Raw genomic sequence first — 14,716 nt, forward strand, 5'->3', positions numbered from 1 at the left:
CATATTGCACCGCACGCACTGCGCGCGCGGCGCGTTAATGCTGTGCACGCGCAGCTCCCATGAAAGCGGGAAACCGCAAAACTTTGCCGTTGTACTTCGGAGCGGTTCTAATAAGCTAACCCAATGACGTCATTCAGAAACCAGATCGACGCGCGTTAAGCGTTCGCCAAGCTCAAGAAAAGGCCGCGGGGTCTTTGGGCCTGCGCGGACAGGGTAGGAATGAAACCGACCGATATTGCGGCCCCCGACTACTTTCACAAAGTGGTCGATTGCCAATGGGCCTGTCCTGCACACACCCCGGTTCCCGAATACATCCGACTGATCGCACAAGGCCGCTACAGCGACGCCTACATGATCAATTGGAAATCGAACGTGTTTCCCGGAATCCTGGGACGCACCTGCGATCGTCCCTGCGAGCCGGCGTGCCGTCGCGGACGCGTCGAGGAAAATCCGGTGGCGATCTGCCGCCTCAAGCGCGTCGCTGCCGACTTCAAGGACGACATCAAGCAGCGCCTGCCCCGGCCTTCACCGAGGAACGGCAAGCGCGTCGCGCTCGTTGGTGGCGGTCCCGCGTCGCTGACGGTGGCGCGCGATCTCGCACCGCTAGGCTATCACTGCACCGTATTCGACGGCGATCCCGAAGCCGGCGGCATGATGCGCTCGCAGATCCCGAAATTCCGCCTGCCCAATTCGGTCATCGACGAGGAGACCGGCTACATCCTGGGTCTCGGCGTCGACTTCAAGGGCGGCCATCGCATCGAGAGCATGAAGTCGCTGCTCGCGGAGAAATACGACGCGATCTTCGTCGGCTCCGGCGCGCCGCGCGGCCGCGAGCTCGACATTCCCGGCCGGAAAGAGGCCGCCGCGAACATCCATATCGGCATCGAGTGGCTGGCCAACGTGTCGTTCGGCCATGTCGACAAGATCGGAAAGCGCGTCATCGTGCTCGGCGGCGGCAACACCGCGATGGATTGCTGCCGCACCGCTCGCCGGCTCGGCGGCGAGACCGTCAAGGTGGTCGTCCGCTCCGGCTTCGAGGAGATGAAGGCCTCACCCTGGGAGAAGGAAGACGCGCTCCACGAGGACATCCCGATCCTCAACTACATGGTCCCGGTGGCTTTCAAGCATGTCGCCGGCAAGCTGATCGGCGTCACCTTCCAGAAGGTGAAGGCCGAATACGATGCCAAGGGCCGGCGCAACCTGGTGCCGTCGGGCGAACCGGACGAGACGATCACCTGCGACGACGTGCTGGTCGCGGTCGGCCAGGAGAATGCCTTCCCCTGGATCGAGCAGGATTGCGGCATCGAGTTCGACAAATGGCATATGCCCAAGGTCGATCCCAAGACCTTCGCCTCGACCAATCCAAAGGTGTTCTTCGGCGGCGACGCCGCCTTCGGGCCGAAGAACATCATCTGGGCGGTCGCGCACGGCCATGACGCCGCGCTGTCGATCCACAAGATGCTGTCGGGGGAGGACATCACCGAGCGCCCGCTGCCGGAGGTGCAAATCTCCTCGCAGAAGATGGGCATCCACGAATGGAGCTATGACAACGACATCTCCAACGACAAGCGCTTCAAGGTGCCGCATCGCGACAAGGTGATCGCGCTGAAGGACATCCGCGCCGAGGTCGAGCTCGGCTACGACGTCAAGCTGGCGCTTGGCGAAGCCGAGCGCTGCCTGAACTGCGACGTGCAGACCGTGTTCTCGACTTCGCTCTGCATCGAGTGCGATGCCTGCGCCGACATCTGCCCGATGGACTGCATCACCTTCACAGGCAACGGCGAAGAGAGTGACCTGCGCCAGCGCCTGAAAGCGCCCTCGCCCCATCCGGACCAGGACCTCTACGTCTCCAGCGACCTCAAGACCGGGCGCGTCATGGTCAAGGACGAGGATGTCTGCCTGCATTGCGGGCTGTGCGCCGAGCGTTGTCCCACCGGAGCCTGGGACATGCAGAAATATTTCATCGAGATGACTCACGCAGGTTCGACATGCCCGACAAGAAGCCGATCAGCAGCGTAAACGACTTCGTCGTCCGCTTCGCCAACGTCAACGGCTCGGGCTCGGCCAGCGCCAACGAGATGTTCGCGCGCGCGATCCTGCGCCACGGCGTGCCGGTGTCCCCGCGCAACATCTTCCCGTCCAACATCCAGGGCCTGCCGACCTGGTACGAGGTGCGCGTGACAGAAGAAGGCCATCTCGGCGCCCGCGGCGGCGTCGACATGATGGTGGCGATGAACCCGCAGACCTGGGACAAGGACGTCGCCGGCATCGAGCCCGGCGGCTATCTGTTCTACGATTCCACCAAGCCGATGCCATCGACCAAGTTCCGCGACGACATCACCGTGATCGGCGTGCCGCTGACCGCGATCACCAACTCGACCTATACCGATCCGCGCCAGCGCCAGCTGTTCAAGAACATCATCTATCTGGGCAGCCTCAGCGCGCTGCTCGACATGGACCCGAAGCTGATCGAACAGCTGATCGGCGAGCAGTACAAGGGCAAGGAGAAGCTGCTCTCCTCCAATATCCACGCGCTGCATCTCGGCCGCGACTGGGCGCTGCAGAACCTGAAATGCCCGATCGGGCTCAGGGTGAAGAAATCCGACAAGGTCGGCGACCGCATCTTCATCGAGGGCAACAGCGCCGCCGCGCTCGGCGCCGTCTATGGCGGCGCCACCGTGTGCGCGTGGTATCCGATCACGCCGTCCTCGTCGGTGGCGGAGGCTTTCACCGCCCATTGCAAGAAGTACCGGCACGATCCTGAAACCGGCAAGGCGAAATACGCCATCGTGCAGGGCGAGGACGAGCTGGCTTCGATCGGTATCGTCATCGGCGCCTCCTGGAACGGCGCGCGCGCCTTCACCGCGACCTCGGGCCCCGGCATCTCGCTGATGACGGAGTTCATCGGCCTCTCCTACTTCGCCGAGATCCCGGCCGTGATCATGAACATCCAGCGCGCCGGCCCCTCCACGGGCATGCCGACCCGCACCCAGCAATGCGACATCATCGCTTGCGCCTACGCTTCACACGGCGACACCAAACATGTGCTGCTGTTCCCGGAGGATCCGGCCGAAGCCTTCGAGTTCGCGGCCGCCGCCTTCGATCTCGCCGAGCGACTGCAGACCACGATCTTCCTGATGCTCGACCTCGACATCGGCATGAACCACCGGCTCTGCCGTCCGCTGAAGTGGGACGATGCGCGGCAATATGACCGCGGCAAGATCATGACCGCGGAGATGCTGGAAGAGGGCCGCGACTTCGGTCGCTATCTCGACGTCGACGGCGACGGCATTCCCTACCGCACCTATCCCGGCACGCACCCGACCAAGGGCTCCTATTTCACCCGCGGCACGTCGCGCGACCGCTATGCGCGCTATTCCGAGGAAGGCACGGTCTACGCGGACAACATGCAACGCCTGGTGCGCAAGTTCGAGACCGCGCAGGATCTGGTGCCGCGGCCGCTGCAGGCCAATGCGGAACGGCCGACCAAATATGGCGTGATCTATTTCGGCTCGACCTCGCCGGCGATGGACGAGGCGATCGGCCTGCTGGAGGCCCGTGGGCATCAGCTCGACCGCCTGCGCATCCGCGCCTTCCCGTTCCACTCGAGCGTGGCGAGCTTCCTCGCCGAGCACGACTTCGTCTACGTCGTCGAGCAGAACCGCGACAGCCAGCTGCGCCAGCTCATCGTCAACGAGAACGGCATCGATCCCGTCCGGCTCGTTCCGATCGTGCATTACGACGGCACGCCGATCACTGCCCGTTTCATCGCAAAAGCCATTGGCGACCACCAGGATCACCTCAAGGTGACCCCGCTCCGCAAGGCCGTATCATGACCTATATTGCCAAACCGAAATTCCATCATCCCGGCCTGAAGAAGAACGAGCTCGGCTACACGCATCGCGACTACGAGGGCAAGATCTCGACGCTGTGCGCCGGCTGCGGCCACGATTCGATCACGGCCTCGATCATCGAGGCCTGCTACGAGCTCTCGATCGAGCCGCATCGAGTGGCCAAGATCTCCGGCATCGGCTGCTCGTCGAAGACGCCGGACTATTTCCTCGGCAATTCACACGGCTTCAATTCCGTGCACGGGCGCATGCCCAGCGTGCTGACCGGCGCCAACCTCGCCAACCGCGACCTGATCTATCTCGGCGTCTCCGGCGACGGCGATTCCGCCTCGATCGGCTTCGGCCAGTTCGCGCATTCGATCCGGCGCGGCGTCAACATGACCTACATCGTCGAGAACAACGGCGTCTACGGCCTGACCAAGGGCCAGTTCTCGGCGACGGCCGACCGCGGCTCGAAAAGCAAGAAGGGCGTCACCAACACCGACAACGCCATCGACCTCGTTGCTATCGCGCTGCAGTTGGGCGCAACCTTCGTGGCGCGCTCGTTCTCCGGCGACAAGAGCCAGCTGGTGCCGCTGATCGCAGCTGCGATCGGCCACAAGGGCGCGTCCTTCATCGACGTCATCAGCCCCTGCATCGCCTTCAACAACCACGCCGGCTCGACCAAGAGCTTTGACTATGTCCGCGAGCACAACGACGCCGTGAACCGGCTCGACGTGCTGGTCGGCCGCGATCCGATTGCCGTCGACTACGCGCCCGGCACGGTGCAGGTGGTCGAGCAGCATGACGGCAGCAAGATCGCGCTGCGCAAGATCGACGCGGACTATGATCCGCATGACCGGTTAGGGGCTCAGACCTTCCTCGCGAGGCACGCGGCCAAGGGCCAGATCGTCACCGGCTTGCTCTATGTCGACCCCGATGCCGAAGACCTGCACGAGCATCTCAACACGGTCGAGACCCCGCTCAACACGCTGGAAGCGGACACGCTCTGTCCGGGCTCGGCGGTGCTGGACAAGATCAACGCCAGCCTGCGGTGAGGCACCGTGTTGTTACCTCTTCCCGTCGGGGAGAGGTGATCGAGACCGAGGCCGACACTGGTTCAACCAAAACACACGGGCTTTAATGGGCAGGCTCGGGCTCAGCTGCGGCGCGACCCGAATATGGCAGCCGGCCGGCCGTCCAGTATTGCCTGCAGGTCTCGAACAGCGCTTCACCGTCCATGGTCAGGCCGCCCGCATTGACGAGCACGCCGTCCGCGCCAACCGGCTTGTTCACCAGCGACAAGACGCGCTTCAGAAAGCCGCCGGCGAACCGATCGGCGAGAAAAGGATCGAGCTGGAGCACCACGATCCTCTGGGAGCGATACCGCCAAATCGAAATGTCCCGCACCGATCTCCAGGCGATGGTGTCGTCGGCGAGCCTGGTGTCGCGAATGCCGACGCGGGTGATGAAGAGGACCGGCTCCCTGGAGGAGATCAACGTCCAGAGCGTCTTACAGGTGGCCAGGCCGAAAAATACGACGCCGAAATCGCAGAGTACGATCTGGAACGTGGTGATGTCCTTGACGTAGTGCCAGTTGAACGCGAGCGCTGCACAGAGCAGCGTCAACACCAGGCCGGCCCCCAGGAGCCTGAGCAGCCGCGCCACGGAATAGCCGATCGCAAGGTTGGGCAAGTTCTGACTTACGGACATTTTGACCGCCACCAGCCATCTGCAGCAACCAGGGGCTTACCAGCGCCCTTCCTTCCAACTGATTAAGGTGGGAACCTTGCGCGAGGCTGCCCCCGCAAGGCGTGCGGCCAGGAACGCTTGAACGCAACGCTTCCCGCCCGCGACTAAATGCCAGTCGGCTGCCACCCCGCGCGTTGCGGATGGACGACGGTTCACAGGCCCCGGTGCGATCATGAAACTTGCTGTTTTCGTTGCGACGATCCTTGCCGCATTCGCCGGTGCCGCCCACGCCCAGGACGACGTCCATATCCGCGAAGCCACCAAGGCCGAGGCCGAGGCCTTCAGCGAGCGGGTGTTCGCCGGTCCGCCCGGCAGGAAGCTCTATGCCTGCTTCGTCCGCCGTTACGATGCCGATCACCTCGCGCGGCATCCGAAGCAGAAGGTCGCTTCGATGAAGCTGCTGATGTCGGCCGAATACGACAACGAGGTCAAGGATCTCCGCTATTCCTTTCGCCTGGGCTTCAAATACCGCCACCGCTCCGGTGATTTCGATTCCAGCGGTTCGTGCAGCCACGCCGTGTTCGAAGACAGCGGCAACGAGGTTCGTTTCGGCTGCGGCGTCGACTGCGAGGGCGGCGGCATCGGCGTGGCGCTGTCCAAGGACGACAAGTCGGCGATCGTGCGGCTCGAACGGGTCAGGGTCTGGCAGAACAACAAGCCCGATGACGACGCCGAACAATCGCTGGTGGGCGGCGCCGACGACAGGGTCTTTCGGCTCGACCGGGTCGACAACGGCGAATGCGCTTCGCTGGTGACCGACCGCAAGGAACTCGCGGCTCTCCGCCACAAATGATATCTGTCCGGCAAGTCAGGCTTAGTCGTTATTTGCGCATGATCTTTCCGGAAAACCGCTTCGCACTTTTCCGGATCATGCTTTTCGGGAGATTGCCATGAACCGCCGGAACATCTTGTGGAGCGCCATCTCGGCCTTGGGCGCTGCGTTTGGCGCCTCCCGCGCGCACGCCGCGACGGAAACCGGCGCCGGCAGCAAGCTGAAGGTCGTCTATCACCTCAGCGACGCCGAGAAGGTCAATTTCGTGCTCGGCAACATCCAGAACCACATCGATGGCGTTGGTGGACCGGCGAACGTGACGATCGCGCTGGTGATCCACGGGCCGGCGCTGAAGGCGTTTCACTGGGCGCAGGCCAACCCCGACGTCAGCAAACGCGTCGGCGATTTCTCCAAGGACGGCGTCGAGCTCGCCGCGTGCGGCAACACCATGAAGGCGCAGAACGTCACGCTGACGGACCTGCTGCCGGGCTTCGTCAGCGCGGAGAAGGGCGGCGTGGTCAGGTTGGCCGAGCTGCAGTCGCAGGGGTACCTGTATTTGCGGCCGTAGGGTTGTGCGGCGGCGCCGCGGGCTTCGTCATTGCGGGCGCAGCGAAGCAATCCAGAATCTTTCCGCGGAGGGATTCTGGATTGCTTCGTCCATCAGCGCAAAATTGCTTCGCAATTTTGTCGCGAGCTCCTCGCAATGACGGCGGAGGGGAGGCGCGAGCGTGACTGCCATATCCACCCCTTAGCACTTGACTTACCCATAACCCAACGGTTATGAATTGATCCATAACCTTCGAGTTATGGATTACCCATGTCCGCCGCCCACGACCTCCTGTTCAGGACGCTCGCCGATCCGACCCGGCGGGCGATCTTCGAGCGGCTGTGCCGCGAGGGCGAGCAGACGGTCGGGGCACTAACGCTCCGATCCGGCGTTTCACAGCCGGCGGTCTCGAAACATCTCGGCGCGCTGAAGCAGGCGGGCCTCGTGCGCGACCGCCATGAAGGACGCCAGACCCATTACAGCGCGCAGCCCGGCGCGCTCAACCCGCTGATCGACTGGACCGGCCAGATGGCCGGGTTCTGGCAGAACCGGCTCGATGCGCTGGACGATCTCCTGAAGAGGATGGACCAATGACTGAAACACGTTCCGTCGTCGTCGAGCGCGAATTCGCCTTTCCGGCCGAACGGATCTGGCGCGCGTTGACGCAGCCGCATCTGATCGAGGAATGGCTGATGAAGAACGATTTCAAGCCCGTGGTCGGTCATCGCTTCAACCTGCGCGGTGAATGGGGCGGCGTGCTGGACTGCGAGGTGCTCACCATCGAGCCGCAGAAGACGCTCGCCTACACCTGGAATTTCTCGCATGAGGACGCCGCCTTCGATCTGAAAAGCGTCGTGACCTTCACGCTGACGCCGACGGGCGCGGGCACGCATCTGCGCGTCGAGCAGGCGGGCTTCAGCCCAACGCAGAAGCAGGCTTATGGCGGCGCGCATGCCGGCTGGAAGCAGTTCTTCGCGAGACTCGACGAGCTGCTGGCGCGGCCGGATTGAGCGCAACCCTTTCGATCATTGCAGAGGAGATCCCGTTGCACATGCGGATTCGACAAATCCATCGCTGGCTGTCCGTCGCCTTCACCCTCGCCGTCATCGCGAACATCGTCGCCATGACCATGCAGCTCGACGCCGCCTGGATCGGCTTCCTGGCGCTCGTCCCGCTGATCCCGCTGCTCGCGACCGGGCTGTATCTGTTCGCGCTGCCGTATCTTGGCCGGCGTGACGATGCGCACAGCGAGGCGAGGTCATGAAGAAGGCGGTGGCGGCGAAGAAGAGCAGCGTGAAGCAAGCGGACGGAGCGTCGGCCTCAAAACTGATCGACGGCAGGATCAGGGAGCTCGGCGACTGGCGCGGCGAGACGCTGGCGCGGATCCGCGGCCTGATCAAGCAGGCAGATCCTGACGTGGTCGAGGAATGGAAATGGCGTGGCGTTCCCGTCTGGGAGCACGACGGCATCATCTGCACCGGCGAGACCTACAAGGAAGTGGTGAAGCTGACCTTCGCCAAGGGCGCGGCGCTGGAGGATCCGACCGGCCTGTTCAATTCCAGCCTCGACGGCAATGTGCGGCGCGCGATCGATCTTCGCGAAGGCGAAAAGGTCAACGAGAAGGCGTTGAAGGCGCTGATCCGGGCGGCGGTGGAGCTGAATGCGTCGAAGGAGAAGTCAGCCAAGAAGCGGCCGGCGTAGAGCACTTTAAGTCAGTGCAAATTCCTGGCGGCGGTCGGAGCAAGCGCCTCGTCCTTCGAGACGACCGCTTCCAGCGGTCTCCTCAGGATGAGGCTAAGCGGCATCTCCGACTGTCGAAATTACGGCCGCACACTCCGTCCTCATCCTGAGGGCCCGCCAAAGGCGGGCGTCTCGAAGGACGAGCCGCGGGCGAGCTATCCGCCACGTCGACGCTGCAGCCGTAGTCAGCCGCCTCAGGCGACCGCCGCCGGGATCGGGCGCGGGCTCACGACGTATTCGCGCAGGACCTTGTCGTTGGCGTCGACCTCGATCAGCGCGACGTCGTAGGTCCAGAGATCGGCGAGGTGCTGGAGCACCCGCTTGGCGTCGGTCTCGTTGAGCTGCGCGCCCTTGATGACGTGGTGATGCAGGATCAGCCGGCGATCGCCGGAGAGATCGACGTCGACCACCTCGATATTGGCGTCGATATACCCGACATCATGCTGCCGCGCCAATTCGCGCCGGACGCGGCGGAAGCCGCGCTCGTCGTGGATGGCATCGACGCGGATGCCGGCGCGCTCCTCGGGATCGTCGTGGAGATGGAACATGCGGAAGTGGCGCATCAGCCTGGGGCTCAGGAACTGGCCGATGAAGCTCTCGTCGCGGTAATTGGCCCAGACGTCGCGCAGCACGCCCATCACGTCGTTCTTGCCGGCGATGTCGGGGAACCATTCGCGGTCCTCGTCTTCCGGCCTGGTGACGATACGTTCGATGTCCTGCATCACGGCGAAGCCGAGCGCATAGGGGTTGAAGCCCGAGAAGCGCGGATCGTCGAATTCGGGCTGGAACACCACGTTGGTGTGCGACCCCAGGAATTCGAGGAAGTTGCCGTCGGTGATGCGGCCCTGCTTGTGCAGCTGGGTCATGATGCGATAGTGGACGTAGGTCGCCGTCCCCTCGTTCATCACCTTGGTCTGGCTCTGCGGATAGAAATATTGCGCGATGTGGCGGACGATGCGTAAGAGCTCGCGCTGCCAGGGCGCCAGCCGCGGCGCGCTCTTCTCCAGGAAATAAAGCAGGTTTTCCTGCGGCAGGCCGAGCAGCTTGCGACGCCGCTCGATGCTGAGCGCCGAACGGCTCTTGCTCTTACCGGCCGGCACGGTGCGCCAGAGATCGTTGAAGACCTCTTCCTCATGCTGGCGCCTGCGCCCTGCCCGCTTCTCTTCGGCGCGCAGGTCCAGCTTCTTCTTGCCGGGATAGCGATCGATGCCGTGCGACATCAGCGCATGCGCGGCGTCGAGCGTACGCTCGACCTCGGCGCGGCCGTAGCGCTCCTCGCACTGCATGACGTAGTTCTTGGCGAAATCGAGATAGTCCAGGATGCCGTCGGCGTCGGTCCACTGCTTGAAGAGGTAGTTGTTCTTGAAGAAGTGATTGTGGCCGAAAGCTGCGTGCGCGATCACCAGCGTCTGCATCGTCGCCGTGTTCTCCTCCATCAGGTAGGAGATGCAGGGCGAGGAGTTGATCACGATCTCATAGGCGAGGCCCATCAGGCCCTTGCGGTAGGAGGCCTCGTGGAACGCAAAATGCTTGCCGAAGGACCAGTGCTTGTAGAACAAGGGCATGCCGACCGACGAGTAGGCGTCCAGCATCTGCTCGGCGGTGATGACCTCGATCTGGTTTGGATAGACGTCGAGGCCGAGATCCTTCAACGCCACCTCCTCGCAGGCATCGGTGATGCGCTGCAGGGTACGGAAGTCCCAATCCGCGCCTTCGAACAATCGTTCCGTCATGGAGCGGCTTTCTCCTGAGCAGTTTCGCGGCGCTGGAACAGGTCGTGGAACACCGGGAAGATCTCGCTGCGCTCGGAGACCTTGCGCATCGAGAGCGGTGCGCCGCTGTTGCGCAGGCGCTCGTAAAGGGTCCAGAGCGAGGAGTCGGAGAGATCGAAGGCGCTGCCGCCGGATTCCCCCACCTCGAGATAGGCAAAGAACTGGCAGACCGGCAGGATCTTGTCGGTCAGCAGCAGGCCCGTGAGCTCACCGTCGGAATAGGAATTGTCGCCGTCGGAGGCCTGCGCGGCGTAGATGTTCCAGTCTGCGGGATTGAAGCGCTCGCGCACGATCTCGTGCATTGCCTGCAGCGCGCTGGAGACCAGCGTGCCGCCCGAGGCCGGGCCGTAGAAGAAGGTCTGCTCGTCCACCTCCTCGGCGCGGTCGGTGTGACGGATGAAGACGATCTCGACATGCTTGTAGCGGCGCTTCAGGAACACGTAGAGCAGCATGTAGAAGCGCTTGGCGAGGTCCTTCATGTGCTCGGACATCGAGCCGGAGACGTCCATCAGGCAGAACATCACGGCCTGCGCGACCGGCTTCGGCACCATCTCGAAGCGGCGATAGCGGATGTCGAGCGGATCGATGAAGGGAATGCGCTTGGACTTCGCCTTCAGCCTTTCCAGCTCGGCGACCAGCTCTGCCCGTTCATCCTCGTCGGTGCAGGCGGCGATCGCCGCCTCCAGCTCCTCGATCTCCTCCTTGCGGGGGCGCTTGAGCGCGATGCGGCGCGCCAGCGCAAGCCGGACAGTCCGGCTGACCGAAATGTTGGCGGGCGAACCTGACGTTGTATAGCCGGCGCGCTGGATGCCCTCGCTCTCGGTCTGCGCGATCTTGCGCTTGGCGAGATCCGGCAGCTCGAGATCGTCGAGGAAGAGGTCGACGAATTCGTCGCGGCTGAGGACGAAGCGGAAGGCGTCCTCGCTGTCGCCTTCGCCCGGACCGGAATCCTTGGCGCTGCCCTGGCCGGAGCGCTGCAGATAGTCGCCCTCGATGAACTTCTTGTTCCCGGGCAGCACCATATCCCGCGTTCCGCCTTCGCGGCGGAAGCGCGGCTCATGCATCCCGTCCAGCGGGATCGTGACCTCACCACCCTCCAGGACGTCCTTGATGTCGCGTTCCTGCGAGGTCTTCTTGACGGCGCCCTGCACCAGGGATTTGGCCCGACGCAAGAACCGCTGCCGGTTCTCAAGACTCTTGCCGCCTGGATTCAGGCGCCTGTCAATAATGTGAATGGCCACTTTCCCATCCGCCTCAACCGGCCTGCTTCACGCGCATGTACCATTCGACGAGCCGGCGAACCTGACGCTCGGTGTAGCCGCGCTCCACCATGCGTGCGACGAACTCGCCGTGCTTCTTCTCCGTCTCGCCGTCCTTCTTCGACCCGAAAGAGATGACCGGAAGCAGGTCCTCGACTTGGGAGAATATCCGCTTTTCGATCACGTCGCGAATCTTCTCGTAGGAGGTCCAGGTCGGATTCTTGCCGGCATTCTGTGCCCTGGCCCTCAGTGAAAATTTGACGACCTCGTTCCGGAAGTCCTTGGGGTTGGCGATCCCCGCCGGCTTCTCGATTTTCGTCAGTTCCTGGTTCAAAAGCTCGCGATCGAGCAGCTGGCCGGTGTCGGGATCCTTGAAATCCTGGTCCTCGATCCATGCATCGGCATAATCGACGTAGCGGTCGAACAGATTCTGGCCGTAATCCGAGTAGGATTCGAGATAAGCTTTCTGGATCTCGTTGCCGATGAACTCGGCGTACCGCGGTGCCAACTCCGCCTTGATGAACTCCAGGTAACGTTTCTCGGTTTCCTCCGGCAGCTGCTCGCGGCGGATCGACTGCTCGAGCGCATACATCAAGTGCACGGCATCGGCGGCGACCTCCTGCGGATCATGGTTGAAGGTCGCAGCCAGGATCTTGAAGGCGAAGCGGGTGGACACGCCGTCCATGCCTTCGTCGACACCGGCGGCATCCCGGTATTCCTGGACGCTGCGTGCCTTGGGATCGGATTCCTTCAGGCTTTCGCCGTCGTAAACCCGCATCTTGGCGAACACCGTGGAATTCTCGTGCTTGCGCAGGCGCGACATCACCGAGAACCGAGCCATCGTTTCCAGTGTCGACGGCGCGCACGGCGCAGACGCCAACTCCGAACCCTGGATCAGCTTCTCGTAGATCTTCTGCTCTTCGGTGACCCGCAGCACGTACGGCACCTTGATCACGCAGATGCGGTCGATGAAGGCTTCGTTGTTCTTGTTGGCCTTGAAGCTCGCCCACTCCGCCTCGTTGGAGTGCGCGAGAATGACACCGGTGAACGGGATCGCGCCGATATTCTCGGTGCCGATGTAGTTGCCCTCCTGCGTTGCGGTGAGCAGGGGGTGCAGCATCTTGATCGGCGCCTTGAACATCTCGACGAATTCAAGGATGCCCTGGTTGGCGCGATTGAGGCCGCCGGAATAGCTGTAGGCGTCGGGATCGTTCTGCGCGTAGGTCTCGAGCTTGCGGATGTCGACCTTGCCGACCAGCGACGAGATGTCCTGGTTGTTCTCGTCACCAGGCTCGGTCTTGGAGACCGCGATCTGGCGCAGCCGCGACGGCTGGATTTTTGCGACCCGGAACTGGGAAATGTCGCCGCCGAAGGCTTCCAGCCGCTTGTAGCACCACGGGCTCATCAGGCCGGTGAGGCGCCGGCGCGGAATGCCGTACTTCTCTTCCAGCATCGGCCCGAGATTATCGGGATCGAACAGGCTGAGCGGGCTTTCAAACACGGGCGAGAGTTCATCGCCGGCTTTGAGCACGTAGATCGGCTGCACTTCCATCAGCGACTTGAGCCGCTCGGCGAGCGAGGATTTGCCGCCGCCGACCGGGCCGAGCAGATAGAGGATCTGCTTGCGCTCTTCGAGGCCCTGCGCCGCGTGCCGGAAGAAACCGACGATGCGCTCGATGGTTTCTTCCATGCCGTAGAAGCCGGCGAAGGCCGGATAGGTGCGGATCGTGCGGTTCAAAAAAATACGGCCAAGGCGTGGGTCCTTGGCCGTGTCAATCGTCTGCGGGTCGCCGATCGCTGCTAGCAGTCGCTCGGCCGCGTTTGCGTATTTCATGGGATCGCTTCGACACGATTCCAGATATTCCGCCATCGACATGTCGTGCTGGCTTCTCGCCTCGAACGACCGAGCGAAAGCGTTGAATAGAGAATCGTTGTACATGATCCCTCTCCGCGTGAGTTCCGCTACAAGCTGAAACGAAAGCAGTTACCGGACCGTTCCTCAGGCCGTTTCGAATCAGCGTGAGCACATGACGATCATTGGACACCCGGGAGCCGACTCCACGCAACGCACAACGTAGGCAACCGGGTGAGTTACGAACAGGCACCTGCCTGTTATTTATGCGAATCTATGTATATCTTCGCTCATTTCCAGAAAATGTCACTCGGCCGCCACATCCGGGCATTACCGGGGATCAGCTCATCCGGCGGTGCAGCATAGCCGTCTGCCGGCGGCAGCTTTATGACGCTTGTACGGCCAAGCCTTGTGCACCTGAGCTTTGTGCGCCTGGGCCTTGCGTGCCTTGATCGCGGTCTCGCCGCAATGCGGTGCGTGCATCGCTGGCGGCATGGCACTCGCAGCAAGCGCGCAGCAATGTGTCAAAATCGGTCGCCAGCCCCTCGGTGGAGATGACGATTCGATCGTCCTGCGCGCCACGCGACGTCGCCCGGCTCCTGCCGCGAATACAGGAGAGCTGGCGCTGCAATGCAGGCGTCGGCGTCAGCACGATCATCCTGTGCCCGCGGCGCTCCTCGGTCGAAACGTCCGCGATCGACTCCCACAGCAGAAATTCATTACCGATGCGGAGATCGCGGATGCCGTAGGGGGTGACGATCACCACCGGCCCACGTTCGCCGGGAAGCTGCCAGATCAGCCAGCCGGTAATCAGGCCGAACACCGCAACGCCGGCATAGCCGGCCAGCGTGTCGTACTCGCCGAGGCCGTCCCACCAGTCGAAGGCAAGGCTCGCGCTGAACAGTATCATCGCGAAACCCGCAGCGACCAGCAGCCGCAAGCGCGTGGCGCATCGGTTGATTTCGAGATCGTGGGCCGCATCGACGTGCACGGTCGGTACGACCGATTGCGGGCTTTCGGAGACGGCGGAAGAAGGGCCGTCAGGATGTCCGTGCATGCTTTCCCCCAGCATGGCCGTACGCGACCGAGCCACAAAGAATCAGGCGTATCGGAATCCACTGACGACCTGCTGTGCAGCGGCCGACAGACGTTACGCAACGAGACCTCGGCCGAACCTTTCCCGGCCAACGAC

General features: G+C 62.9%; 14 protein-coding genes. 9 read left to right on the forward strand and 5 right to left on the reverse strand.

Going from position 1 to position 14,716, the window contains the following annotated elements; all coding sequences use genetic code 11:
- Nucleotides 1-219: 219 nt before the first annotated feature.
- From GGD63_RS19800 to GGD63_RS19810, 3 genes are read left to right on the forward strand one after another with little or no spacing between them, the layout of a single operon-like run.
- Nucleotides 220-2,019 (forward strand): FAD-dependent oxidoreductase, encoded by a 1,800-nt coding sequence (locus GGD63_RS19800; RefSeq protein WP_183244865.1) that lies wholly within the window; start codon nucleotides 220-222, stop codon nucleotides 2,017-2,019.
- A complete protein-coding gene (locus GGD63_RS19805; RefSeq protein ID WP_183244866.1) occupies nucleotides 1,989-3,836 on the forward strand; it encodes a 2-oxoacid:acceptor oxidoreductase subunit alpha in 1,848 nt (615 codons plus the stop codon). Before GGD63_RS19800 ends, GGD63_RS19805 begins: the two co-directional genes overlap by 31 nt.
- Nucleotides 3,833-4,888: a 2-oxoacid:ferredoxin oxidoreductase subunit beta gene (locus GGD63_RS19810; protein WP_183244867.1), complete on the forward strand. Its 1,056-nt coding sequence runs from the start codon at nucleotides 3,833-3,835 to the stop codon at nucleotides 4,886-4,888. Before GGD63_RS19805 ends, GGD63_RS19810 begins: the two co-directional genes overlap by 4 nt.
- Nucleotides 4,889-4,970: 82 nt before the next feature.
- Here GGD63_RS19810 and GGD63_RS19815 read toward each other — a convergent pair whose 3' ends face one another.
- Nucleotides 4,971-5,543, reverse strand: coding sequence for an STM3941 family protein (locus GGD63_RS19815; protein ID WP_183244868.1), 573 nt, complete (start codon nucleotides 5,541-5,543; stop codon nucleotides 4,971-4,973).
- Between the two features lie 211 nt (nucleotides 5,544-5,754).
- On the opposite strand from GGD63_RS19815, the gene GGD63_RS19820 reads away from it, so the two are divergent.
- From GGD63_RS19820 to GGD63_RS19845, 6 genes are all read left to right on the forward strand, one after another.
- Entirely contained in the window at nucleotides 5,755-6,375 is a 621-nt protein-coding gene (locus GGD63_RS19820) for a hypothetical protein (RefSeq protein ID WP_183244869.1), read from the forward strand.
- Between the two features lie 97 nt (nucleotides 6,376-6,472).
- Entirely contained in the window at nucleotides 6,473-6,922 is a 450-nt protein-coding gene (locus tag GGD63_RS19825; protein ID WP_183244870.1) for a DsrE family protein, read from the forward strand.
- 249 nt (nucleotides 6,923-7,171) lie between these two features.
- Nucleotides 7,172-7,495 (forward strand): helix-turn-helix transcriptional regulator, encoded by a 324-nt coding sequence (locus GGD63_RS19830; RefSeq protein WP_183244871.1) that lies wholly within the window; start codon nucleotides 7,172-7,174, stop codon nucleotides 7,493-7,495.
- On the forward strand, nucleotides 7,492-7,911 hold the full coding sequence (locus tag GGD63_RS19835) for an SRPBCC domain-containing protein (RefSeq protein WP_183244872.1): 420 nt from the start codon (nucleotides 7,492-7,494) through the stop codon (nucleotides 7,909-7,911). Before GGD63_RS19830 ends, GGD63_RS19835 begins: the two co-directional genes overlap by 4 nt.
- 41 nt (nucleotides 7,912-7,952) lie before the next feature.
- Nucleotides 7,953-8,165, forward strand: a complete 213-nt coding sequence (locus GGD63_RS19840) for a hypothetical protein (protein WP_183244873.1) — start codon at nucleotides 7,953-7,955, stop codon at nucleotides 8,163-8,165.
- Nucleotides 8,162-8,602: a DUF1801 domain-containing protein gene (locus GGD63_RS19845; RefSeq protein ID WP_183244874.1), complete on the forward strand. Its 441-nt coding sequence runs from the start codon at nucleotides 8,162-8,164 to the stop codon at nucleotides 8,600-8,602. Before GGD63_RS19840 ends, GGD63_RS19845 begins: the two co-directional genes overlap by 4 nt.
- Before the next feature lie 233 nt (nucleotides 8,603-8,835).
- On the opposite strand, the gene GGD63_RS19850 is transcribed toward GGD63_RS19845, so the two are convergent.
- The 4 genes from GGD63_RS19850 to GGD63_RS19865 all read right to left on the reverse strand — a co-directional run bounded on the left by GGD63_RS19850 (nucleotide 8,836) and on the right by GGD63_RS19865 (nucleotide 14,596).
- On the reverse strand, nucleotides 8,836-10,374 hold the full coding sequence (locus tag GGD63_RS19850) for a SpoVR family protein (RefSeq protein WP_183244875.1): 1,539 nt from the start codon (nucleotides 10,372-10,374) through the stop codon (nucleotides 8,836-8,838).
- Nucleotides 10,371-11,648 carry a YeaH/YhbH family protein gene (locus tag GGD63_RS19855; protein WP_183245000.1) on the reverse strand — a complete coding sequence of 426 codons (1,278 nt, stop codon included), beginning with the start codon at nucleotides 11,646-11,648 and terminating at the stop codon, nucleotides 10,371-10,373. Before GGD63_RS19855 ends, GGD63_RS19850 begins: the two co-directional genes overlap by 4 nt.
- 19 nt (nucleotides 11,649-11,667) lie before the next feature.
- Nucleotides 11,668-13,611, reverse strand: coding sequence for a PrkA family serine protein kinase (locus tag GGD63_RS19860; RefSeq protein WP_183244876.1), 1,944 nt, complete (start codon nucleotides 13,609-13,611; stop codon nucleotides 11,668-11,670).
- A 298-nt stretch (nucleotides 13,612-13,909) separates the two neighbouring features.
- On the reverse strand, nucleotides 13,910-14,596 hold the full coding sequence (locus tag GGD63_RS19865; RefSeq protein WP_246785564.1) for an STM3941 family protein: 687 nt from the start codon (nucleotides 14,594-14,596) through the stop codon (nucleotides 13,910-13,912).
- Between the last annotated feature and the right edge of the window lie 120 nt (nucleotides 14,597-14,716).

This window comes from Bradyrhizobium sp. cir1 (assembly GCF_014198245.1).
In the GTDB taxonomy this organism is placed as follows: Bacteria; Pseudomonadota; Alphaproteobacteria; order Rhizobiales; family Xanthobacteraceae; genus Bradyrhizobium.

Bases quoted from the DNA above. Each gene is read 5' to 3' on its own strand.
- GGD63_RS19800 (WP_183244865.1), top strand. From the start codon at position 220: ATGAAACCGACCGATATTGCGGCCCCCGACTACTTTCACAAAGTGGTC.
- GGD63_RS19840 (WP_183244873.1), top strand. From the start codon at position 7,953: ATGCGGATTCGACAAATCCATCGCTGGCTGTCCGTCGCCTTCACCCTC.
- GGD63_RS19805 (WP_183244866.1), top strand. From the start codon at position 1,989: ATGCCCGACAAGAAGCCGATCAGCAGCGTAAACGACTTCGTCGTCCGC.
- GGD63_RS19820 (WP_183244869.1), top strand. From the start codon at position 5,755: ATGAAACTTGCTGTTTTCGTTGCGACGATCCTTGCCGCATTCGCCGGT.
- GGD63_RS19865 (WP_246785564.1), bottom strand. From the start codon at position 14,596: ATGCTGGGGGAAAGCATGCACGGACATCCTGACGGCCCTTCTTCCGCC.
- GGD63_RS19815 (WP_183244868.1), bottom strand. From the start codon at position 5,543: ATGTCCGTAAGTCAGAACTTGCCCAACCTTGCGATCGGCTATTCCGTG.
- GGD63_RS19830 (WP_183244871.1), top strand. From the start codon at position 7,172: ATGTCCGCCGCCCACGACCTCCTGTTCAGGACGCTCGCCGATCCGACC.
- GGD63_RS19850 (WP_183244875.1), bottom strand. From the start codon at position 10,374: ATGACGGAACGATTGTTCGAAGGCGCGGATTGGGACTTCCGTACCCTG.
- GGD63_RS19825 (WP_183244870.1), top strand. From the start codon at position 6,473: ATGAACCGCCGGAACATCTTGTGGAGCGCCATCTCGGCCTTGGGCGCT.
- GGD63_RS19860 (WP_183244876.1), bottom strand. From the start codon at position 13,611: ATGTACAACGATTCTCTATTCAACGCTTTCGCTCGGTCGTTCGAGGCG.
- GGD63_RS19835 (WP_183244872.1), top strand. From the start codon at position 7,492: ATGACTGAAACACGTTCCGTCGTCGTCGAGCGCGAATTCGCCTTTCCG.
- GGD63_RS19845 (WP_183244874.1), top strand. From the start codon at position 8,162: ATGAAGAAGGCGGTGGCGGCGAAGAAGAGCAGCGTGAAGCAAGCGGAC.
- GGD63_RS19810 (WP_183244867.1), top strand. From the start codon at position 3,833: ATGACCTATATTGCCAAACCGAAATTCCATCATCCCGGCCTGAAGAAG.